This window comes from Rhodococcus sp. Q1 (assembly GCF_004153645.1).
Classification (GTDB): domain Bacteria; phylum Actinomycetota; class Actinomycetes; order Mycobacteriales; family Mycobacteriaceae; genus Rhodococcus; species Rhodococcus gordoniae.
Map to the genome: position 1 here is coordinate 802,033 of NZ_SDMJ01000001.1, position 20,673 is coordinate 822,705.

Consider the following 20,673-nt stretch of genomic DNA (forward strand, 5'->3'; position numbering starts at 1 on the left):
GGTCCGTTCCGCCGGCGAATTCCCGGTGCTCGGCGTCAGGACGAGAACGTGAGCCGGACCTGGGTCCTGCCGAGCACCCGCCTGTCGTCGACGGATACCGTGATATCGATGCGTGCGGTGCGCTCCGCCTCGTCGAGGTGGCCGACCTTCGCAGACACCGACAGGACGGCACCGTGCATCGGGTCGACCACCACGGGGCGCGTGAACCGTGTCTCGTAGGAGACGACCGCGGTGGGATCCCCGAGCCACTCCGTGACGGTCTGCAGGGCGAGGGCTGCGGTGAGCATTCCCTGACAGAGCACGCCGGGGAGCCCCTCACCGGCAGCGACGGCGTCGTCGTAGTGGATCGGGTTGAAGTCGCCCGAGGCTCCGGCGTAGCGAACCAGGTCGTTGCGGGTCACCGTCAGCTCGGTCTTCGCGATGATCGCACCGGCCTCGAGCTCGTCGAATCGTCGTGCGGTGCCGAGTGTCATGCGTCGTCTCCTCGGTGAAGCAATGTCGAAGTGACCACCGCGACCGGATCGCCCGTATGGTCCCGGATCTCGCAGACCGTGGACAGGATGTGGCTGCCGGCGCGTTCGGTGACCTCCGTGATGGTGAGCGTCGTGGTGAGATCGTCGCCGGCCACGATCGGGCGCCGGTGCTCGACCTTCTCCGATCCGTGCACCACCCGGTGCAGCTCGAGACCGGTACCCGGCGACTCCAGAAGCTGCGTCACCGAAGGGCTCTGGACGACGGTGGTGAAGGTCGTGGGAGCCACGACATCGGTGAAGCCGGCGGCTCGGGCTGCCTCCGGGGCGAGATGAATCGGATGCGTCGATCGGACGGCGCGGGCGAACTCCCGGATCTTCTCCCGGCCGACGAGATAGGACGTCGGCGGAAAAATGCGTCCGGCGAGGTCGGCGTTCAGCGGCATCAACGCAGCCTAACGGCGTGCGAGGCGGATCGGTGTCGTGTTCGTGACCTACACGAGGTGATCGTGTGGGGACCGCCCCGGAATCACGTGTTGCACCCTCGTGCCGCGACCTTCCATCGCTCGACCACCGTGCCACCGGAGACCGTGATCAACTCGTCCGCGAGATTGACGGCATTGCACACGTGATTGGGAATCACCTGCACCCTCTGCCCCAGATCAGGGCGGGTGGACGGGTTCGGCCACTGCACCGTCGCGTGATGCTCCGACAACGCGGTGATCCGGGCCTCGGGCTCGCCGAGGATGCGTCCGTACCCGGTGGCCCAGGCGGCCCGATCGGCGCCGAGCACCTTCGAACCCGCATCGAGGACGACGATCTCGTCGCGAGCCGAGACGACGGTGGCAAGGACGGTCAGCGCGATGTCCGTTTCGCTCACCGCCCCGAGTTCGAGTTGCTGCGCATCACCGAAGACGTACACGCCGGGGCGCAATTCGGTTGCGACCGTGGGTACCTCGAGTAGCGCCGTAGGGGAGGAGCCACCGCTGATCACGGACGGCTCGATTCCGGCAGCGCGGAGCGACGCGGCGGCGGTTGCCAGTGCGCCGGCCTCCTCCCGGGCGGCGCTGCCCGGCGCGTCGGGTGCGTACGAGTGGCCGGGGAAGGTGAAGACACCGCGTACGTCGAGACCCGCCTCGTGAGCCGCCTGTGCCACGGTTCCGGTCTGCTCGGGCAGCACGCCCGTGCGGTGGTGACCGCTGTCGATCTCGATCAGTACCCCGATCGTCGTGCCGGCGTGTTCTACGAGCTGCCGGGCGCCGGTCTCGGAGTCGATCCCGACGGTGAGCCGCACCCGACCGGCCAGCGCGTGCAAGCGGGCACCGCGAGCCGCGTCGACCCACAGCGGATACGCGACGAACAGATCGTCGAAACCCGCATCTGCGAAGACTTCGGCCTCGGAGACGGTCGCGACGGTCAGGCCGCGGGCTCCGGCATCGAGTTGGCGACGCGCGATCTCGACGCACTTGTGCGTCTTCGCATGCGGTCGCAGCGACAGGCCCCTGGCGCGGGCGGATTCCGCCATGCGCGCGAGGTTGCGATCGAGGATGTCGCGGTCGACGAGCAGTGTCGGAGTGGTGTCGAGATCCATGGCCGAACCGTAGACGTTCGGGACCGGACATTTGGAGAGTGCACGACCTCTTTTTCGTGTTACCCTCCCCCCCATGAGTGGTGCGGGTCACAATTCTGGGGATTTCGACGTCATCGTCCGGGGTGGTCTCTGGTTCGACGGGACGGGTGCGCCGGGCGTCATCCGTAACCTCGGCATCCGCGACGGTGTCGTCGTCACCGCGACTCCCGACGACCTGCCGGCCGGACCGGACACCGAGGTGATCGACGCGCACGGACGCTGGGTGATGCCCGGCTTCGTCGACACCCACACCCACTACGACGCCGAAGTGCTCGTGGGTCCGGGCCTGCCCGAATCGGTGCGGCACGGTGTCACGACCGTGCTCATGGGCAACTGCTCGATCTCGACGGTGTTCGTGCCGCCGGTCGACGCCGCCGACCTGTTCAGCCGCGTCGAAGCGCTCCCGCGCGAGCACGTCCTCTCGGCACTCGAGAAGTCCCGGACCTGGAGGACGCCCCGCGAGTACATCGAGGCGCTGAACACGTTGCCGCTCGGGCCGAACGTGACCGCCTTCGTCGGGCATTCGGATATCCGGGCGTCGGTGATGGGACTCGGGCGCTCCACGGAGGCGGCGAACCGGCCGACCCGCGCCGAACTCGCCGACATCGACGCGCGGGTCGAGGACGCCCTCGACGCGGGCTTCCTCGGCGTGTCCACGATGACGAACCCGTGGGACAAGATGGACGGCGACCGCTACCGTTCGCGCACCCTGCCGTCGACCCATGCGTCGTGGTCGGAATTCCGCCGCCTGCACAAGATTCTGCGTCGGCGCGGTCGCACCCTGCAGGCCGTGCCGAACCTGAACACCAAGTACGACGTCGCCTTCTTCGCCCTCGCCAGCACCGGCATCGGACGCAAGCCGATGAAAACGTCGGTGCTCGCCGCGGCCGACACCAAGGCCGAACGGTGGGTCAACCGCATCTTCGGGCCGATCGCGTTCGCGGCCAACCGGATCGGCAAGGGTGCCTTCCGCTGGCAGCACCTGCCCACGACCTTCGAGGTGTACTCCGACGGCATCGACCTCGTCGTCTTCGAAGAGTTCGGATCGGGCCGTGCCGCACTGCATCTGCAGGACGAACTCGCCCGCAACGACCTGCTGAGCGACGAGGCCTACCGCCGCTGGTTCCGGCAGGACTTCGAGAAGAAGTTCTCACCCCGGGTGTGGCACCGCGACTTCGACGACACCCGGATCGTCGAATGCCCCGACGCCTCGCTCGTCGGCCGGTCGATCGGCGACGTCGCGCGCGAGAGGAGACTGCACCCGGTCGACACCTTCCTCGACCTCGTCGTCGAGTACGGACGGAAGTTCCGGTGGCACACCGTGATCGCCAACGACCGCGCGAAAGTTGCGGACCGGCTCATCCGTACGCCCGGTGTCACCGTCGGATTCTCGGATGCCGGCGCCCACCTGCGGAACATGGCCTTCTACAACTTCGCGATCTGCCTGCTCCGCCGCGTCCACGACGCGGAGAAGAAGGGCGTCCACGACGCCGGGAAGAAGGGCAGGCCGTTCCTGACGCTGCCCGAGGCCGTCCGCAAACTCACCGGCGAACTGGGCGACTTCTACGGAATCGACGCCGGTTACCTGCGGGTGGGGGATCGTGCCGACTTCGTCGTCGTCGATCCTGCCGGACTGAACGCCGACGTCGATGCCTATCACGAGTCGCCGCTCGCGGAGTTCGGCGGAATCCGTCGCATGGTCAACCGCAACGATCGCGCGGTGGCGGCGACGGCGGTCGCCGGCCGGGTGGTCTTCCGTGACGGCAGGTTCGTGCCCGGTTACGGACGCACCGTCGGCACCGGCCGGTTCCTGCGCGCAGGGGTGGAAGAGCGGGGACCCGCGCCGATCCGCACCCCGGCGGGCGAGCCCGTCGCGTGAGTGCACCCGCCGTACGCCGTACCCAGCAGGAGCGCAGGGAGCAGACGATCGGTCGCATCCTCGACGCGACCATCGCCTCTCTCGCCGAGCTCGGCTACACCGCGACCACGATCGGCGAGGTGTGCCGGCGCTCGGGGGTGTCGTCCGGTGGGGTGTTCCGGCATTTCCCGACCCGGCTGGACCTGATGATCGCGGCGGCCGACGCCGTCCGGGAACGACAGTTCGCGAACTTCCAGGCGGGACTCGCGGCGCTCGGTGACGAGCGGGCGGACGCCGTCGAATCGGTGCGGGTGTGCCTCGAACTGCTGCGCACCGCGTGCCGGGCACCGATGAACGCCGCCTGGTACGAACTGCTCGGTGCTGCACGCACCGATGCGGCGCTGCGCGACCACCTGGCACCGATGGCGGAGCGATACCACGCCCAAATCGTGGATTTCGGCAGGTCGCTGCCGGTCGCGGCACGGTTCCCGTCCGACGTCTTCGACACCCTCCTGCTCTCGCTCGTCCACATGTTCGACGGCGAGGCACTCGCGTCGACGGTGCATCCGCAGCCTGAACTCGAGGAGCGACGGATCGACCTCGTGGCCCGAATGCTGACGCTCGTCACATCTGACATAGGTTCGGATGATGAGCACTAATGGATCTGCTCCTCGGTGGTTCGTCGACGCCCTCGCTGCGCCCGTCGAGACGGGGAAGGTCGAGGTAGCCGGTGCGGCCATCGCCTACCGGGCGTGGGGCGAATCCGGCCGGGAAGGCGTCGTGCTGGTGCACGGCGGTATGGCGCATTCGGGATGGTGGGACCATATCGGCCCGCAGCTCGCGGCCGGTCGGCGCGTCGTCGCACTCGACCTGAGCGGTCACGGCGACAGTGACCACCGCGAGCACTACACCCTGGAAGCGTGGACCGAGGAGGTCCTCGCGGCGGCCGAAGCCGGCGGGATCAGCGGCCCGCCGGTCCTGATCGGCCACAGCATGGGTGGGATCGTGTCGTTCGCGGCCTCGCACCTGTACGGCGACAGGCTCACGGGCGTGGTGATCATCGACTCGCCGATCCGCGACATGACGCCCGAGGAACTCGAGATGCGTGCGAAGGCCGTCGCGAGCGCGAGGCCGCCGAAGGTGTACGCCGCGGTGGAGGACGCCGTCGCGAGGTTCCGTCTCGTGCCGCCGCAGGACGACGCCGAACCCTACGTGCTCGAGCACATCGCCCGCGGGGCACTGAAGCAGGTGGACGGGGGCTGGTCGTGGAAATTCGACAATCTCCGGATGGGCCGCGAGGGACGCCGTAGCCTCGAGGTGATGAACCCGGGATGTGCTGTCGCCTACTTCCGTTGCGAACGCGGCATCATCGACGATGCGCTCTACGGGCGGATCGTCGACAATCTGGGCCCGGATGCACTTCTGATCGATCTTCCGGCCTCGGGGCACCATCCGATGATCGATCAACCGCTCGCCGTCGTCGCTGCAGCACGCACGCTGCTGGGATCCTGGGGGAGATAGCCGCATGAATCTGCTCCGACCGGTCGCTGTCCGTATCGGAGCGTTGCCGTGGTTGCCACGGTATTCACGGCCGATCATCGGGGTGGACAAGACCATCCAGCGCGTCACCCGCGGCAGGGTGACACTGCTCGCGATCGCGGGATTGCCGTCTCTCGTCCTCACCGTGAAAGGCCGCAAGACCGGCGAACCGCGTTCCACCCCCCTGTTGTGTGTGCCGCACGAGGAGAAATGGCTCGTGGTGGGGTCGAACTGGGGGCACCCGAAAGCGCCGGCCTGGGCGGTCAACCTGCGCGCGGCCGACCGGGCCGAGGTGCTGTACGACGGGCACGAACATGCGGTGTCGGTGCGGGTCGCGGAAGGTGAGGAACGCGAGCGGCTGTGGCAGGTGCTGCTGCGGACGTGGCCGAACTACGCGCTGTACGCGAAGCGCACCGACCGGGTGCTCCCCGTGTTCGTTCTGACGCCGTTCGGATCCTGATCCGGGATCAGAAGGGGCGGTCGGCTTCCTCCACGCTCACCGGTCTGCGCCGTTCGCGCAACAGGTGCCGCGCCGCCCAGTCGAGCCAGAAACCGAGGAAACCGATCACGACGATCACGGCCATGACCTGGTCGTAGGCGAGCTGGTCGCGGGCGTTGAGGATCTGATAGCCCAGACCGGAACGCACACCGAGCATCTCGGCGGGGACGAGCACGACCCAGGCGATGCCGAGACCGACCCGCAGACCGGTCTGCACTTGCGCGCGGATGGCGGGCAGCACGACGGTGGTGAGCAGTTCGAGACGCGTCGCGCCGAACGAGCGGGCGACCATCGGATAACCCTGGTCGATGCCGTGCACGCCGGCCGCCGTGTTGATGACGATCGGCCAGATCGCCGCGGCGGCGATGAGGAAGAAGACCGGCTGGTGCCCGATACCGAACAGCGCCACCGCGATCGGCGCCCAGGACAGCGGCGAGATCATCCGCAGGAACTGCATGATGGGCATCGTTGCGCGCTCGACCAGCGGGTTGAGTCCGATCAACAGCCCGAGCGGAATGCCGAGCGTGGCGGCGATCAGCAGACCCACCAGCAGGCGCCACAGGCTCGCGAGAGCGTCGGGCAGCAGGACACCGCGCGCGAGCAGATCCACGATCGCCGGGAAGACGTACTGCGGGGCGAACTCCCGCACGAGCGAATCCGGTGCGACGAGCACCGTCGTGACGAACCACCACAGAGCGACGGCGATGACGATGGCGACGGCCTGGGGGACGAACGGCAACCGCCGGGCGGTGCGGGCGGCTTCCGGCGCCGTGCGGGTCGGGGCGCTCACGAAGGATCGACCTCCTCGGTGCGGGTGAGATCGGTGGGAAGGCCGAAGGCATCGGTGCCGTCGACGCGGGTGAGGGACGTGCGGACGAACCGGTCGTCGACGAGATCGCCGTGCACGGTCGCAGGATCGAGACGCGACAGGAAACGCGTGTCGCCGTCGACGACGGTGTCGTGCATCGCCTCGATCAGCGCCGCGGTGAAACTCGGGAACGGGAACGGTTGGTACCCGATACGCTGCGGCTGCCACTGCGGGTGCACAGTGCCGGCCTCGCGGTCGGGATAGGTGAGCGCCTCGGTGATCGCGGGCAGCGGCTGCGGCAGATAACCGGAGGACAGCATCGCGGCGGCGGCCCGACGGTCGGCACCGATCTGCACCTGGGCGGAGACCACCGAGTCGGTGAGGGCCTGGACGGCGACGGGGTCGCGTTCGATCAGATCCTCGTGCACGAGCAGAGCGCAGCACGCATGGTCGCGCCAGACGTCGCCGAGGAACCGGTGGATCCGGCCCACCCCGCGGACCTCGGCGGCGGCGTTGAACGGATCGGCGACGGTGAACGCGGCGATGGACCCGTTCGCCAGGGCCGGGATCATGTCGGACGGTCCCATGACGACGAGTCCGACGGTGCGGGCGGACTTCGACGGCGCCTCCCGCACGACCGGTGTCAATCCGTGCGCCCGCAACAGCTGCTGCAGGGCGATGTTGTGGATCGACCACCAGAACGGGATCGCCACCTGCTGCCCGGCGAGATCGCTGAGGTCGGTGATGTGCGGCGCGACCGTCAGCGCCGAGCCGTTGGTGTGGTTCCAGCCGAGGATCCGCACGGAACTGCCCAGGCTGTACCGCAACTGGACCGCCATGGGCATGAGCAGGTGCACGACGTCGACGCGGCGGCTGACGAACGCCTCGGCGAGCGACGCCCAGCTGCGGAAGAGCACCGGCTTCGCCGCATCGACCACACCGGCGGGATACAGGCTCGACCCGTGCGCGACGAGCAGCGGTGCGGCGTCGGTGATCGGGAGGTAGCCGATGCGCAGCCGTCCCGTGCGGTTGGTGCGGTCGGCGGTCGCGGTGCGCGCGAGGTCGACGACCCCCGCGACACCACCGGCAGCCGCAAGCCCGAGCGCACCGCGCATCAGGGTGCGACGGCTGAACAGACCCGGATCGGTCATGTCGTGGACAGCGACGAATCGCGGTAGTGCGCAAGGATCGCCGGGCGCAGAGCATCGCGGTCGAGTGCCGACATGTCGCCGAGCGTCCATTCCTGTTGCACCACACCCGAACTCCCGAACAGTGCGATGCGGTCGGCGAGTTCGAGCGCCTCGTCGATGTCGTGGGTGACGAGGACCGTCGTGAAACCGAGATCGCGCGCGAGTTCGCCGAGCCACGACCGCAGGTCGGATCGGGTGGCCGGGTCGAGGGCACTGAACGGCTCGTCGAGCAACAGGAGCCGCGGACGCACCGCGACGGCGCGGATGACGGCGATGCGCTGGGCCTGACCTCCGGACAGCTGATCGGGGTAGTAGCCGGCGAGCGAGGAGAGACCGAAGCGTTCGAGGAGCGAATCGGCGTAGGTGGTGTCGAACCGCTCGCGGTGAGCGGCGAACCGCCCGCCGAAGGCGATGTTCTCGCGAACGGTCAGCCACGGCATCAGGAAGGGCTGCTGGAAGACCATTCCCGTGTGCGGACGATTGTCGCCCTCGGTGTCGGGCCAGTCGACGGAGCCGCGGTCGAGGTGATCGAGACCCGCGACGATCCGCAGCAGCGTCGACTTGCCGCTCCCGCTGCTGCCGAGCACGACGAGGAACTCGCCGGTCGCGATGTCCAGATCCACTCCCTGGAGGACCGGGGCGCGGCGACCGGCGAAGCTCTTGTACCCGTTCGTTATTCGTACTGCGACAGTTCCCACCGCAGCTGTCCTTCCGACGGCGATTGAATGGGCAGGAAGGCCGCCTCACGGAATCGGCGGTTGGTGGCGCTCGCCGTCGCGTATCCGGCACCGCCGCGCAGCGTCGCCTCGAGGCGGGTCGCGGCGACCGCGACGACCGAACCGTCGAGGCGCAGACGGATGAACTCTGCGGGAGCGATCGCGCCGGGGTCGGTGGCGAAGCGGTACAGCCGTTCGCGCAGCGAGTCGTATCGGGCCGAGAGTTCTTCGTACTCACCGGTGAATTGTTCGCCGAGTCCGTGCAGGCGGCCTGCGGCCTCGGTGAGCGACGCGCGTGCGATGCCCACGCAGAACGAGGTCTGCAGCATCATGAAAGTGGGCCGGATCGAGCCGCAGAAGCCGGCGAGGTTCTCGGTGAGGATGTGCGACCGAGGTATCCGCACACCGTCGAACTTCAGGGAGGTCGACGCCGTGGCACCCAACGCGAGCAGTTCGGGTGAATCCGCGATGGTGATGCCGTCGGTGTCGGCGCGGACCACGGCGACGAGGCGATCCCCGTCCGCCGTGCGGGCCGGGAAGACGATCACCGAATCGGGAAAGACGTTGGACGCCCAATGGATCGGTCCGGTGACGGTGATCCCGTCGTCGGTCCGCTCGGCGACGAGGGGAAGTTCGCCGAGTCCGGCGAGGTGCTTGAGGGCCGCGGCCATGGCGGTGACGCCGATCGTGCGGCCGGACGCGAGATCGTCCCGATACCGGTCGCGCAGGAACTGCGGTGCGCGATCGATGTATTCGAGTGCCATGCGTTGTGCCCACAGCGAGAAGCCGACGGTGAGCGATGCGGCGGCGACCTCGTCGATGACCGCGACCATCTCGGAGAGACACTCCCCATCCAGCCCCTTGTGGAGCAGGCCCAGCTCGCCCGTGCGGGCGATGTCGGTGCGGATGTCGGTTTCTCCGCGATCGAGAGCAGCGGCGCGATCGCGTACGAATTCTGCGATCGCCGCGCGCTGGTGCTCGCTCGTTCGGTCAATGGCCGCGGTCATCGGGTGCTTATCCTTCGAGGGAGTGGAGACGGTCGATGGGGGTGCTGACGACCTCGCGGGCGCGGACGACCGCGGCCTCGTCGGGGGCGTTGTAGAAGCACAGGCACTTGTCCATGTCCTCGCGGACGTAGGTGCGCAGGAAGCTCACCTCGGGGACGTCGGCGTACTTCGGCGAGTTCGCCTTCTTGCGGGCGAGGTAGGTCTCCATGTCGATCGTGTCGGGGATGTCCCATTCGACGAGGTAACCGGCCTCGGGTCGGGTGGCCTTGATCTGATCGAGCTCGGCGCCGACGAGACGGACCTCGTTCGGCCCGACGATCTCCGCGACGTCGAGGGAGGCGGACTCGAGCTGGGCGGGGCGGCACGCGTCGAACTCGGCGATCGCGAACACGCGCGTGCCACCGGTGGTGACCTGCGATTCGATCAGTTCGCCGCCGGCGGCGACGACAGCCTCGCCGAAGGCCTTGATGGCGGCCTCGGCCCGGCCTTCGGTGGGGACGAGTTCGTAGAGATACAGCGACATGAGGTCACCTTCCGGGAAGTGGAATCGGAACTGTGACCGGTCCGGGCACGGCGGGTCGCCGTTCCGTCTTCGGACGAGGGGGCGACTACGGCATGCGGCACACGCGGGCGAGGCCGGTCAGAAAGGGGAGTGACAACACGCAGCAGTCGACACCCGCACGAGATCCACGTGCAGGCGTCGAGTCAGAAGGCTGTGTGTCACGTGCTCCACCGTACTGTGAATAGAACGGTCTGTCTATCGCGCCGTGTCCGTTACTCTGGGCTCGTGCGTACGTTTGCCGAGGATCGAGCGACCGGCACTCCGAAGGGAGCGGCCGAGCGAGCACCGTCCAAGCCCTCGCCCGCCACCCGTCTGCTCGACACCGCGAGCGCGCTCTTCGCCGAGCACGGTATCCGTGCGGTGGGGATCGACCGCATCCTCGCCGAGGCGGGCGTCGCCCGTGCGAGCCTCTACTCGTCGTTCGGGTCGAAGGACGCACTGGTGCTGGCGTATCTGGACGACCTCGACCGGCGCGACCGGCGGCGATGGCACGCCGCCGTCGAACCGCTCGACGATCCGATCACGAAGATCCTCACCTTCTTCGATCTCGCGATGCAGTCGGCACCGAAGAAGAACTTCCGCGGATGCCAGTACGCCAACGCCGCGACGGAGTTTCCGCAAGAACTCCTCGAACCCGTACTCGCACACCGGGAATGGCTGAATTCGACGCTCGTCGACCTGCTGAATCTCGCCGGGGCGACCGAATCCGAGGTGGTGGCCGGGCGCGTGCAACTGATCTACGACGGTGCCTTGTCCGGCAGCAAGTTCGAGCACTCCGTCGAACCGATCCGGCTCGGCCGCGACATGGCTGCAGCGATCATCGAGACGCACCTCCCCCGCTGACCCGGGGTCCGCGTCGACCCGTGGACTCAGCCTGCCGAGTTGCTCCGCTGCTGTGTGCGGCGCTCCGTGGTCGCGGAGATTGCCGGCCGCGGCACGAGAGCGCGGAAACACACGCTCGCCAACACGAAGGTGCCGAGCGTTCCCAGCACCGCGGCAATGCCCGTCGAACCGGGCCGGCCGTCGATCGTGTAGTCGGCGAGCGCACTGTCGGCGAGCCGGTGTTCCTCGACCTCCCGTGCCATGCAGTCGCCCGAGAGGGCCTCGGCGAGCGCGTCGATCTCGCAACCGCGCGTGGTGGCCACCTCGAGAGCGCCGGGAGTGTCGACGGCGAGCGGCGCCAGGATCCCGGCCACGACGAGCGTGGTGAACGCCAGCCCCACGAACAGCGTCCCGCGAGCGCGCGGATGCGGCGGTGGGGGCGGCGAGGCATTCGCGTCGAAAGGATCGACCGGCAGCCGCGTCAGATGGACCGATTCCGGGGAGACCCGCGCGACGGCGAGCACGACGGCGGCCGTCACCAGCCCTTCGACAACCCCGACCGGAACGTGGGTCGCATACAGGAATCCGATGTTCGACACCGGCACCGTGGAGGTGCCACCGAGTGCGTATTCGACGACGAAGCCCGTCACGGCGGCGAGGACCGAGACGAACCCGCCGACGAACGAGACCAGGCCGAGCGTGACGAACGGTCGAACGCCGCGGTGTTCACACAGTGCGCGCAGTGCCGTGGCGGTGAGAAAACCGGCGGCGACCGCGACGAGCACCATGTTGGTGACATTGGCGCCCAACGCCGACAGGCCGCCGTCGGCGAAGACGAAGGCCTGCACCACCAGGACGATCGTCAGCGCGACCGCGCCCACGAACGGGCCGAGCAGAATCGCCGCGAGTGCGCCCCCCACGACATGCCCGCTGACCGCGGGCAGGACGGGTACGTCGACCACCTGCAGGGCGAACAGCAGGGCGCAGACCGCCGCTGCCGTCGGCACCGTCCGCTTGGTCAGATCGTTGCGCGCGTACCAGGCGGCGATGCTGATCCCGATCACGGCGATGACGAAGAACCACGCGGATGCGCGGCCGGCGATCAGGCCGTCGCCCATGTGCAGGGCGAGGACGTCCGTGCCGGCGAACCCACTCGTATCGACCATCTCCGATGTCCCTCCCACCGACGGAGTGCTCTGCGGCGAAGGCTAGTACCGGCATCGGGGGAGGCGGAGCGTTTTCGAGAGCTCGGCGGGACGGGAGCCTGGGCAAAAAGTGAAACCCGTTCTATATTTGCGTCATGTACGAGTGGTCCGACACAGACCTCATGTTCCGCGATGCGCTTCGCGGTTTCATCGAGAAGGAAATCCGCCCGCACGTCGACAGTCTCGAATCGGGAGAACTGCCGCCGTACGACATCATCCGGAAGTTGTACGCGACTTTCGGCATCGACGAGATGGCCCGGGAGTCGCTCGACCATGCCCTCGCGAAAGAGGAACGCGGAGAGAAGTCTTCGGGATCGTCCGGTGGAACCGGCGGGTCGCCGGGGATGGCGGCGTTGCTCAATATCGAGATCGCCGGGGTGAGTCTCGGGCTCATCGCCTCGCTCGGCGTCAGCCTCGGCCTGACCGCGGGCACGATCCGCAGCCGCGGAACCCTCGCGCAGAAGAAGCGGTGGTTGCCGGAGTTGGTGACCTTCGAGAAGGTCGGCGCATGGGCTATCACCGAACCCGATTCGGGCTCCGATGCGTTCGGTGGGATGAAGACGACGGTGCGCCGCGACGGGGAGGATTACATCCTCAACGGGCAGAAGACCTTCATCACCAACGGTCCGTACGCCGATGTGATCATCGTGTACGCGAAACTCGACGAGGGGGATCCCTCGATCGATCGCCGCGACCGCAAAGTGCTCGCATTCGTGCTGGACAAGGGCATGGAGGGACTCATCCAGAGCCCGCCGTTCAAGAAGATGGGCATGAATTCCTCGCCGACGGGCGAATTGTTCTTCGACAATGTGCGCCTGACCCGCGACCGGTTGCTGGGGGAGACCGAGGAGGGTGGCCGCAGCGACGGCAAGGACAGCGCGCGGGAGTCGTTCGCCGCCGAGCGCATCGGTATCGCCTATCTGGCCCTGGGCATCATCGAGCAGTGCCTGAAGCTGTGTACCGAATATGCGAAGTCGCGGAAGCTGTGGGGCAAGGAGATCGCGCAGTTCCAGTTGATCCAGCTCAAGCTCGCCGAGATGGAGATCGCGCGGGTGAACGTCCGCAACATGGTCTTCAGTGCCATCGAACGCGCGCAGGCGGGAAAGCCGGTGGGTCTGTCGGAGGCCTCCGCGATGAAGCTGTACTCGTCGCGGGCGGCGACCGAGGTGGCGATGGAGGCCGTGCAGTTGTTCGGCGGGAACGGATACATGGCCGAATATCGCGTCGAACAACTCGCCCGGGATGCGAAATCACTGATGATCTACGCCGGTAGTAACGAAATTCAGGTAACACATATCGCGAAGGGATTGCTGGCGCAGTAACCTCCGGATGCAACCGCTCGAAATACGCAAAAAGGACAAATCTCGAGCGGGGGATGACAATTCACCCGATGTGTCGACTATTGTTCGCCATGAGCAAAGTTATGCCGGTCGCCGACGAGGGGAGCGACCGGTTCCAGAGGGGAATCCGAGCGGAAATCGGGGGAGCGATGTACGCGGAACGAAAGGGCGGCGAAAAGCCGTCGGTGACAACGGACGGCCGGAGCGCTCGTGCAGAGCGTACCCGGCAGGCCGTCATAGAGGCTCATATCGCGCTCATCCGAGCGGGAGAGCTCAAACCCACAGGGGCACAGATCGCGTCGCGGGCCGGGGTGTCCCTGCGATCGTTGTGGGGACACTTCGGCGATCTCGAGACGTTGTTCGCCGCAACCGGAACCGAACTGATGCGGCGCCAGGACGACGCCTACGAGCCGATCGATCCGGCGCTGCCGCTCGACGAACGGATCGATGCCTACTGCAGGCAGCGGGCAGAACTGCTCGAGTACATCGCGCCGTTCGCGCGGTCGTCCGAGATTCGCGCCCCGTTCTCGCGCGAGCTGCAACGCAACCGCATGCGCTATCTCGACAGGGCGCGATACGAGATCAGGGCGCTGTTCGCCGACCAGCTCGAGGGCGTCGACGACGCCGTCCGCGCCGACATCGAGAACCTGCTGGGCGTGTCCACGACGTGGCCGACCTGGGTCTCGCTGCGGGACGTGCTGCGACTGTCCGTGCCGGAAGCCGTCGAGGTCATGAAACGGGCAGTGTCGGCGCTGTTGATGGAGGCCTCCGGCGCCGCCCGGCAGCAGACGGTCGCCCGCGCTGCGCAGGAGAAGGCCGCGATGGCGGTGCACCGGATCGCTCCGCAGTCCCGGACTGCCGCGACGATGGCGCCGCGCGAACAGGTCGTCGTCCCGGCCTGACCGGGCAACGCGCCGGTCAGCTCCGGCGGGCGTGTGCCGAGAGGAAGGTCTCGACCGCAGGTAGTGCGGCCGAGACCGTCTCGGCATGATCCACCCCACGCAGGATCGCGAGTCGCGCACCGGGCACGGTGCGCGACAACGCGCGGGTGTCCTCCACCCGCAGGCGATCGTCCGACCCGACGACGGCGAGGACGGGCACGTCGATACCGGCGAGTGTGTCGTCGTCGATCCCCGGTTCCCGATCCGACCGGCGGAAGTAGGCGGCGAGGGCACGCGCGTCGTTCTTCAGGAACGCCGAGCGTGTCGCGGGATCGACAGGCCTGCGACGTCGTTCCTCCCAGACACGGACGAAACCGTCCATGCCGTCGCGTTCGAGCACGTCGACGGTGCCGGGGAAGAACATCGCGTCCATCGACCCCTCCTGGGGCCGGGCACTCCCACCGAGCAGGGTCAGGCTCGCGAGCCGCTCCGGCGCTGCGACGGCCAGTGCGAGACCCGCACGGGCACCGAAGGAATAGCCGACGTAGTGCGCCCGGTGGGCTCCTGCTGCGTCCAGGACGGCGAGCAGATCCCCGACGATCGCGTCCATCGCGTAGGCGTCCTCGTCGTGAGGGGTGTCGCTGCGGCCGTGCCCACGCAGATCGGGCATGACCAGCCGGAAATCCCTACCGAGCGCCGTCACGTAGCCGAATGCGCGCCATACCGCCGACGACAGGGCACTGCCGTGGACGAGCAGAACCACCGGTGAATCCTCGGCGCCCGCCGTGGTGAACCGGATCCGGGTGCCGTCGGCGGGGTTCGTCGCGTGGCTCATCCCAGCAGTATGTCCGAACGGCTCACCCGCCGAGTTCGACCGACCGATCCACCTGCACCTCTTCGAGGAATCGCTCGTCGTGCGAGACCACCACGAGCGCACCGTTGTAGGCGCGCAGGGCCTGGGTCAGATGCGCGAGGCCGGCCAGGTCGAGGTTGTTGGTGGGTTCGTCCAGCAGGAGCAACTGCGGGGCGGGATCGGCCGCGAGCACGATCGCGAGCGCCGCCCGCAACCGTTCGCCGCCCGACAGCGCGCCCACGGGCACCTCGGCGTGACGGCCGCGGAACAGGAAGCGCGCCAGCCGTGCCCGCACCTGTTGCGGAGTCAGGTGCGGAGCACGGTCCTCGGCGTTCTCCGCGACCGAACGGTCGTCGTCGAAGATGTCGAGGCGCTGTGGGAGCACTGCGAAGGGAACGAGCGGGCCCGCGTCGACGATGCGGTGGAGCAGGGTCGTCTTGCCCGACCCGTTGGGGCCGCGCAGTGCGATCCGCTCCGGTCCGACGATCTCGAGCGGTGCGTCCGCCACCCGCCGGCCGGGTGGGACCGCCGTTCCGGGCAGGTCGATGCGGATCTGCGGGTCGTCGCGTACGGCGTCCTGCGCCCGATCGAGGTTCTCCCGCGCCGTACCGAGATCCTCCTCGTGCTCGCGGCGGAAGCGTCCGGCGGATTCCTGCGCCTGCCGCTTGCGCGCACCCATGACGATCTTGGGTTCGCGCTTCTGCTCGTACATCTTCTGCCCGTAGCGTTGCCGTCGGGCGATCGTGACGTGCGCCGCCGCCAGTTCGCGTGCCTGGCGCCGCACGTCGTTGCGGGCGTCCCGCACCGCGGCCCGCGCCGCCTCCTGTTCCTCCGCGACGATCCGTTCGTACTCGCCGAAACCACCGCCGAACAGGCGCAACGACCCGTTGCGCAGTTCGGCGATCGAATCCGTCCCCTCGAGCAGTTCCCGGTCGTGTCCGGCGACCAGCACCGTACCGGGGAACCGGTCGAGCGCGTCCTGCAGTCGCGTACGGCCGTCGGCGTCGAGATTGTTCGTCGGCTCGTCGAGCAGCAGCACGTCCGGTTCGTCGAGCAGGCGTGCGGTGAAGGCGAGCAGCACGGTCTCTCCGCCGGAGAGCTGACCGACGGTGCGATCGAAATCGCCGGTACCGTAAAGGATCCGGTCGAGACCCACGCGATGCATGAGCGCGAGCGCGCGGTCCTCGATGTCCCACCGGTCGCCGACGATCTCGAAGTCCCGATCGTCGATCGATCCGGATTCGATGCGTCGCAGTGACTTTCGGATCTCGCCGATGCCGAGGACGGAATCGACCGGAACCGCCGGATCGAGCGTGACGTCCTGGGGGAGGTAGGCGACCCGCCCCCGTACGGTCGACGAACCCGAGGTCGGGCGGAGTTCGCCCGCGATCAACCGGAGCAGAGTGGTCTTCCCGCTTCCGTTACGGCCCACCAGGCCGATCCGCCCGGCCGGGACGACGGCATCGAGATCCTGTACGGCGGAGGTGCCGTCCGGATGGACGTAGGAAAGTGCGGACAGCGTGATACCGGATGAAGACATGGTGGCTCCCGAAGGGTGAGGGTCGGCTGCGCGAATGCGCGGGGACGGAACCGCTCACAGGAGCAACGGACTTCTCCGATCGACGGGTACGGGATGCGGACACCATGGTGGATCCTGCACCGTCCGGGATGCAACCGAATATTTCACCCCGGCGCCTACCTGCGGTAACAGGCACGGGACCGAAAGTGCGGGCATGATCGGGACCGTGCGGATCCGACTGCTGACCCTGGGTGTCGCGACAGCGACGGTGCTGTCGCTGCCTGCGTGCGCGACCGGCCCCGATCAGCCGGAGACGATCGCGGAGGAATTCGCGGCCGCTCTCGACGTGGGCGACGTCGCGGGGGCGGCCGCGCTGACCACCGACCCGGCGGCGGCGGAAACCGCCATCGGCGCCCTCTTCGAGGGGCTCGGCAACGACGATCCCTCCGTGAGTGTCGCGGGGACGGGCGACGGCGACACCTTCGACCTCGACGTGAGGTGGACCTTCGGGGAGGGCCGCGACTGGTCGTACCGGACCACCGGCAGCGCGACGGAGGATCCGGCGGCCGACGCGTGGCGTGTCCGCTGGGATCCCGCCGTGCTCTCGCCGGAACTGGCGGGCGGCGCATCGCTGCAGTACCTGACCACGGCCGGTGCCCCGCCGACGATCTTCGACCGGGCAGGGCAGCCGCTCATGGGGGAGCAGGTCGTCACCGTCGTGAACCTCGACGCCACCGCCGACCCGGCGGCGGTCGCGCCCGTGCTGGCCACGGTCGTCCCGACCATCACGGCGGAGAGCCTCACCGAGCAGGTCGCGGCGGCCGGTGGCGGTGCCGCGGGGGTCATCACCCTGCGTGAGGACGACCTCGCACCCATCGAGGAGCGCCTCGCTGCGCTGCCCGGCGTGACGCTCGTGCCGCAGACCCGTCTGCTCACCACCGAACGTGCTCTCGCCTCGCCCGTGTGGTCCGGTCTCGCCGAACTCTGGCAGGAGGGACAGGACGCCTCGGCGGGCTGGGTGGTCCGGCGGGTCGCGGCGGACGGTGCCACCACTCGGGTCGCAGGTGAGTCGGGACCGGAGGCCCCCGACCTGACCAGCACGATCGATCTCGGCCTGCAGCGACGGGCCGAGGAGGTCCTTGCGACCTTCGACACTCCCGCGGTGATCGTCGGGATCGAGCCCGCGACGGGCGCGATCCGCACGATGGCCCAGAACGAGGCGGCCGACGCCGAGGGCCCGGTGGCCGCGACGGGTCTCTACCCGCCGGGTTCGACATTCAAGGTGGTGACGACGGCGGCAGCGCTCGGTGCCGGTCTCGCCGAACCGGGCACCGTGCTGCCCTGCCCGGGGGTCGCCTCGATCGGCTCGCGCACGATTCCGAACGACGAGAACTTCGACCTCGGGCCCGTGCCGCTGCACACCGCGTTCGCGTTCTCGTGCAATACGACCATGGGGCGGCTCGCCCTGGATCTGCCTCCCGACGCGTTGCGCGCGACGGCCGAACGGCTCGGTCTCGGCATCGATTACGTCACGCCCGGTCTCGTCACGGTCACGGGTGATGTGCCGGTCACCGACACCGATGCGGCCCGCGTGGAAGCAGCGATCGGGCAGGGAGAGGTGACGGCGTCGCCGTTCGGGATGGCGCTGGTCGCGGCCTCGGTCGCGAACGGCCGGACACCGGCTCCGATGCTCGTCGAAGGGCAGCCGGCCACGCCGGATCGGGACGCCGAAGCGGTGCCGGAGAACGTGCTCGCGGCACTGCGAGAGATGATGCGCGAGACTGTGATCGAGGGTACAGCCGGTACGTTGCGCGACATTCCTGATCTGACGGGGAAGACGGGGACGGCGGAGTACGGTGACAACGTCGGGGCGCACGGCTGGTTTATCGGCTCACAGGATAATCTTGCCTTCGCGGTGTTCGTGGCAGGGGCGGACGGCTCGGCCCCCGCAGTCGAAGCGGCGGGGCGATGGCTGAGGGGGTAGGGCGCGTGGCGCAATTGTGATTGGTTCGTGCACAACGCGTGCTGGTATCTCGTGTGACTGAAGTGAAGGTTGTTACATATGAGATTTCGTGAGTGGCGGGGGAAACGAGGGCGTATCGTCGCGCTCGCCGTATGCCTCGTCGTGGCTGTCGTCGCTCTGACGACAGTTGTGTTCTCGGATTCTCGAAGCGAGGCGCAACGCCTCGTCGACGACTTCGTCGCCGCTCTCGACGATCGGGATGCAGCCACAGCGGCTGCCCTGACCTCCTACCCGAACGCGGCGGAGGAAACGATCGCGCAGATGTACGACGGCCTGTCCGACGGCACCGTCGACTACGACGTCACCCAGCTCGTCGAACTCAACGACGAGTCGGGATACTTCACCCTCTCCGCCGGATGGAACTTCGGCGAAGGTAAGGACTGGTCGTACCAGGTCACCGGAGCGGTACGGAAGCTCGCCGTCGGCTGGCGCGTGTCCTGGGACCCGGAGGTCGTCGTACCCGACCTGTCGGGCGGGCGCACCGTCCACCACGTGCGCACCGACGCCGCGCCGCCGAAGATCTTCGACCGCATCGGCCGTCTCCTCATGGAGGAACAGACCATCAACGCCGTGGTGCTCGATCCCGCGGCGATGCCCGATCCCGCCGACACCACCAACCGCCTCGCCGCGGTTCTCGCGCCGGTCGCACCCGTCGTCACCGCCCAGCTGATGCAGGAGCGGATGGACGAGAACCCCGGCAACCGGGTCACCGCGGTCAAGCTCCGCGACCAGGACTACCAGTTCCTCCAGGACGACATCGTGTCCATCCCGGGTGTCGAGGTGCTCACCACCCCCACCCTGATCAGCGCCGATCGCCGGATCTCCACACCCTTGCTCGATTCGCTGCGTTCGGCCTGGCAGCTCGAACGCGACCGGACGGCAGGCTGGGCGGTCACGCTCGAGGATCCCGAGAGCGGCCCCATCCAGGTGGCCGGTTTCCAGGGCCCGCCGCCTCCGGATCTGCAGGCGACCGTCGACTCCCAGGTGCAGCTCGCCGCGAAGGAAGCGGTCGTCACCGCGGGTACGCCGGCCGCGGTGGTCGCCATTCAGCCGTCGACCGGCGGCATCCTCGCCGCCGACGTCAACAACTGGGCCATGGAACTCGGCCCGGTGCTCACCCACGGTCTCTACCCCGCCGGAGGTGTCCTCGATCCGCTCCGGCTGGCAGCCGGTCTCGAGCGCGGAGTCGACCCGAACGACGTGAGCTCGGACGACATCGCCACGACGGCCCGCAGCCTCGGGCTCGGCGTCGACTACGAGGTACCGGGCTTCGAATTCGAGACCGCGCAGATCGGGCACAATCCCTCCGGAGTGGTCCAGTTCGCCGGATCGGACTCCGACGAGAACCTGATCACCCCCCTCGGGGCCGCGGTGCTGGCCGCCTCGGTCGCTCGGGGCAGCGCCGCTGTCCCCACGATCGTCCAGGGGCAGGAGACCGTCGTCCACGACGCCCCCGAGGCGCTGCCCGCCTCTGTGATCGACGCTCTGCGCGGCATGATGATCGACAACGTGCAGAACGGTCCCGCGTCCTACCTCCGCGGCCACGCCGGTCTCGCGGGTATCGCCGCGGCGAGCGGCGACGACCGGTGGTTCTTCGGTTACACCGGTGGCGACCTGGCCTTCGCGGTCTTCGTCGCCGATGCGGACGGTGGCGACCGCGCGATCAAGATGGCCGACACGTTCCTGCGCAAGCTGAGCGAACCGCTCGTCGGAGACTGATCCGCCGCGCTCGGTACACCGAGGGCGATCGG

Annotated in this window: 20 protein-coding genes; 9 read left to right on the forward strand and 11 right to left on the reverse strand. The window is 68.4% G+C overall.

Translation table 11 applies throughout. The features are described 5' to 3' along the window. Nucleotides 1–35 precede the first annotated feature (35 nt). From EQ874_RS03835 to EQ874_RS03845, 3 genes are all read right to left on the reverse strand, one after another. Nucleotides 36–473 carry a MaoC/PaaZ C-terminal domain-containing protein gene (locus EQ874_RS03835; protein ID WP_129975659.1) on the reverse strand — a complete coding sequence of 146 codons (438 nt, stop codon included), beginning with the start codon at nt 471–473 and terminating at the stop codon, nt 36–38. After that, nucleotides 470–916: a MaoC family dehydratase N-terminal domain-containing protein gene (locus EQ874_RS03840; protein ID WP_129975661.1), complete on the reverse strand. Its 447-nt coding sequence runs from the start codon at nt 914–916 to the stop codon at nt 470–472. The genes EQ874_RS03835 and EQ874_RS03840 overlap by 4 nt, the downstream gene beginning before the upstream one ends. 83 nt (nt 917–999) lie before the next feature. Continuing rightward, a complete protein-coding gene (locus EQ874_RS03845) occupies nt 1,000–2,061 on the reverse strand; it encodes a D-TA family PLP-dependent enzyme (RefSeq protein ID WP_129975663.1) in 1,062 nt (353 codons plus the stop codon). A gap of 73 nt (nt 2,062–2,134) precedes the next feature. Here EQ874_RS03845 and EQ874_RS03850 point away from each other — a divergent pair, with 73 nt between their 5' ends. From EQ874_RS03850 to EQ874_RS03865, 4 genes are read left to right on the forward strand one after another with little or no spacing between them, the layout of a single operon-like run. Then, nucleotides 2,135–3,979, forward strand: coding sequence for an amidohydrolase family protein (locus EQ874_RS03850; RefSeq protein ID WP_129975665.1), 1,845 nt, complete (start codon nt 2,135–2,137; stop codon nt 3,977–3,979). Then, on the forward strand, nt 3,976–4,617 hold the full coding sequence (locus tag EQ874_RS03855; protein WP_129975667.1) for a TetR/AcrR family transcriptional regulator: 642 nt from the start codon (nt 3,976–3,978) through the stop codon (nt 4,615–4,617). Before EQ874_RS03850 ends, EQ874_RS03855 begins: the two co-directional genes overlap by 4 nt. After that, nucleotides 4,607–5,479: an alpha/beta hydrolase gene (locus EQ874_RS03860; RefSeq protein ID WP_129975669.1), complete on the forward strand. Its 873-nt coding sequence runs from the start codon at nt 4,607–4,609 to the stop codon at nt 5,477–5,479. The genes EQ874_RS03855 and EQ874_RS03860 overlap by 11 nt, the downstream gene beginning before the upstream one ends. Nucleotides 5,480–5,483: 4 nt before the next feature. After that, nucleotides 5,484–5,957: a nitroreductase family deazaflavin-dependent oxidoreductase gene (locus EQ874_RS03865; RefSeq protein ID WP_129975671.1), complete on the forward strand. Its 474-nt coding sequence runs from the start codon at nt 5,484–5,486 to the stop codon at nt 5,955–5,957. A gap of 7 nt (nt 5,958–5,964) precedes the next feature. On the opposite strand, the gene EQ874_RS03870 is transcribed toward EQ874_RS03865, so the two are convergent. From EQ874_RS03870 to EQ874_RS03890, 5 genes are read right to left on the reverse strand one after another with little or no spacing between them, the layout of a single operon-like run. Beyond that, nucleotides 5,965–6,786, reverse strand: coding sequence for an ABC transporter permease (locus EQ874_RS03870; protein ID WP_016931600.1), 822 nt, complete (start codon nt 6,784–6,786; stop codon nt 5,965–5,967). Further along, nucleotides 6,783–7,955 carry an ABC transporter substrate-binding protein gene (locus tag EQ874_RS03875; protein ID WP_016931599.1) on the reverse strand — a complete coding sequence of 391 codons (1,173 nt, stop codon included), beginning with the start codon at nt 7,953–7,955 and terminating at the stop codon, nt 6,783–6,785. Before EQ874_RS03875 ends, EQ874_RS03870 begins: the two co-directional genes overlap by 4 nt. Continuing rightward, nucleotides 7,952–8,692, reverse strand: coding sequence for an ATP-binding cassette domain-containing protein (locus EQ874_RS03880; protein ID WP_207213467.1), 741 nt, complete (start codon nt 8,690–8,692; stop codon nt 7,952–7,954). Before EQ874_RS03880 ends, EQ874_RS03875 begins: the two co-directional genes overlap by 4 nt. Further along, complete coding sequence (locus tag EQ874_RS03885) at nt 8,668–9,717, reverse strand: acyl-CoA dehydrogenase family protein (protein ID WP_129975673.1); 1,050 nt, start codon at nt 9,715–9,717, stop codon at nt 8,668–8,670. The genes EQ874_RS03880 and EQ874_RS03885 overlap by 25 nt, the downstream gene beginning before the upstream one ends. Before the next feature lie 7 nt (nt 9,718–9,724). Further along, a complete protein-coding gene (locus EQ874_RS03890) occupies nt 9,725–10,240 on the reverse strand; it encodes a DUF4242 domain-containing protein (protein ID WP_129975675.1) in 516 nt (171 codons plus the stop codon). Nucleotides 10,241–10,591: 351 nt separating this feature from the next. Between EQ874_RS03890 and EQ874_RS03895 the strand changes: the two genes are divergently transcribed. Then, nucleotides 10,592–11,122, forward strand: a complete 531-nt coding sequence (locus EQ874_RS03895) for a TetR/AcrR family transcriptional regulator (protein ID WP_232284639.1) — start codon at nt 10,592–10,594, stop codon at nt 11,120–11,122. A 26-nt stretch (nt 11,123–11,148) separates the two neighbouring features. Here the strand turns inward: EQ874_RS03895 and EQ874_RS03900 are convergent, their stop codons facing one another. Continuing rightward, nucleotides 11,149–12,267 (reverse strand): energy-coupling factor ABC transporter permease, encoded by a 1,119-nt coding sequence (locus EQ874_RS03900; protein WP_016931594.1) that lies wholly within the window; start codon nt 12,265–12,267, stop codon nt 11,149–11,151. Between the two features lie 134 nt (nt 12,268–12,401). Between EQ874_RS03900 and EQ874_RS03905 the strand changes: the two genes are divergently transcribed. After that, the gene (locus EQ874_RS03905) at nt 12,402–13,628 is read left to right on the forward strand and encodes an acyl-CoA dehydrogenase family protein (RefSeq protein WP_129975677.1); all 1,227 of its coding nucleotides are present in this window, start codon (nt 12,402–12,404) and stop codon (nt 13,626–13,628) included. Between the two features lie 89 nt (nt 13,629–13,717). After that, complete coding sequence (locus EQ874_RS03910) at nt 13,718–14,548, forward strand: TetR/AcrR family transcriptional regulator (RefSeq protein ID WP_242496625.1); 831 nt, start codon at nt 13,718–13,720, stop codon at nt 14,546–14,548. 16 nt (nt 14,549–14,564) lie between these two features. Here EQ874_RS03910 and EQ874_RS03915 read toward each other — a convergent pair whose 3' ends face one another. Both EQ874_RS03915 and EQ874_RS03920 read right to left on the reverse strand, forming a co-directional pair. Then, on the reverse strand, nt 14,565–15,362 hold the full coding sequence (locus tag EQ874_RS03915) for an alpha/beta hydrolase (RefSeq protein WP_129975679.1): 798 nt from the start codon (nt 15,360–15,362) through the stop codon (nt 14,565–14,567). Nucleotides 15,363–15,384: 22 nt separating this feature from the next. Next, a complete protein-coding gene (locus tag EQ874_RS03920; RefSeq protein WP_129975681.1) occupies nt 15,385–16,920 on the reverse strand; it encodes an ATP-binding cassette domain-containing protein in 1,536 nt (511 codons plus the stop codon). 193 nt (nt 16,921–17,113) lie between these two features. Here EQ874_RS03920 and EQ874_RS03925 point away from each other — a divergent pair, with 193 nt between their 5' ends. Then, nucleotides 17,114–18,883: a penicillin-binding transpeptidase domain-containing protein gene (locus EQ874_RS03925; RefSeq protein WP_129975683.1), complete on the forward strand. Its 1,770-nt coding sequence runs from the start codon at nt 17,114–17,116 to the stop codon at nt 18,881–18,883. A gap of 78 nt (nt 18,884–18,961) precedes the next feature. Further along, entirely contained in the window at nt 18,962–20,641 is a 1,680-nt protein-coding gene (locus EQ874_RS03930; RefSeq protein ID WP_129975684.1) for an NTF2-like N-terminal transpeptidase domain-containing protein, read from the forward strand. Nucleotides 20,642–20,673 lie beyond the last annotated feature (32 nt).

Bases quoted from the DNA above. Each gene is read 5' to 3' on its own strand.
- EQ874_RS03930 (WP_129975684.1), top strand. From the start codon at position 18,962: ATGAGATTTCGTGAGTGGCGGGGGAAACGAGGGCGTATCGTCGCGCTC.
- EQ874_RS03850 (WP_129975665.1), top strand. From the start codon at position 2,135: ATGAGTGGTGCGGGTCACAATTCTGGGGATTTCGACGTCATCGTCCGG.
- EQ874_RS03865 (WP_129975671.1), top strand. From the start codon at position 5,484: ATGAATCTGCTCCGACCGGTCGCTGTCCGTATCGGAGCGTTGCCGTGG.
- EQ874_RS03840 (WP_129975661.1), bottom strand. From the start codon at position 916: ATGCCGCTGAACGCCGACCTCGCCGGACGCATTTTTCCGCCGACGTCC.
- EQ874_RS03920 (WP_129975681.1), bottom strand. From the start codon at position 16,920: ATGTCTTCATCCGGTATCACGCTGTCCGCACTTTCCTACGTCCATCCG.
- EQ874_RS03900 (WP_016931594.1), bottom strand. From the start codon at position 12,267: ATGGTCGATACGAGTGGGTTCGCCGGCACGGACGTCCTCGCCCTGCAC.
- EQ874_RS03905 (WP_129975677.1), top strand. From the start codon at position 12,402: ATGTACGAGTGGTCCGACACAGACCTCATGTTCCGCGATGCGCTTCGC.
- EQ874_RS03925 (WP_129975683.1), top strand. From the start codon at position 17,114: ATGATCGGGACCGTGCGGATCCGACTGCTGACCCTGGGTGTCGCGACA.
- EQ874_RS03875 (WP_016931599.1), bottom strand. From the start codon at position 7,955: ATGACCGATCCGGGTCTGTTCAGCCGTCGCACCCTGATGCGCGGTGCG.
- EQ874_RS03885 (WP_129975673.1), bottom strand. From the start codon at position 9,717: ATGACCGCGGCCATTGACCGAACGAGCGAGCACCAGCGCGCGGCGATC.
- EQ874_RS03890 (WP_129975675.1), bottom strand. From the start codon at position 10,240: ATGTCGCTGTATCTCTACGAACTCGTCCCCACCGAAGGCCGGGCCGAG.
- EQ874_RS03915 (WP_129975679.1), bottom strand. From the start codon at position 15,362: ATGAGCCACGCGACGAACCCCGCCGACGGCACCCGGATCCGGTTCACC.
- EQ874_RS03860 (WP_129975669.1), top strand. From the start codon at position 4,607: ATGAGCACTAATGGATCTGCTCCTCGGTGGTTCGTCGACGCCCTCGCT.
- EQ874_RS03910 (WP_242496625.1), top strand. From the start codon at position 13,718: ATGAGCAAAGTTATGCCGGTCGCCGACGAGGGGAGCGACCGGTTCCAG.
- EQ874_RS03845 (WP_129975663.1), bottom strand. From the start codon at position 2,061: ATGGATCTCGACACCACTCCGACACTGCTCGTCGACCGCGACATCCTC.
- EQ874_RS03835 (WP_129975659.1), bottom strand. From the start codon at position 473: ATGACACTCGGCACCGCACGACGATTCGACGAGCTCGAGGCCGGTGCG.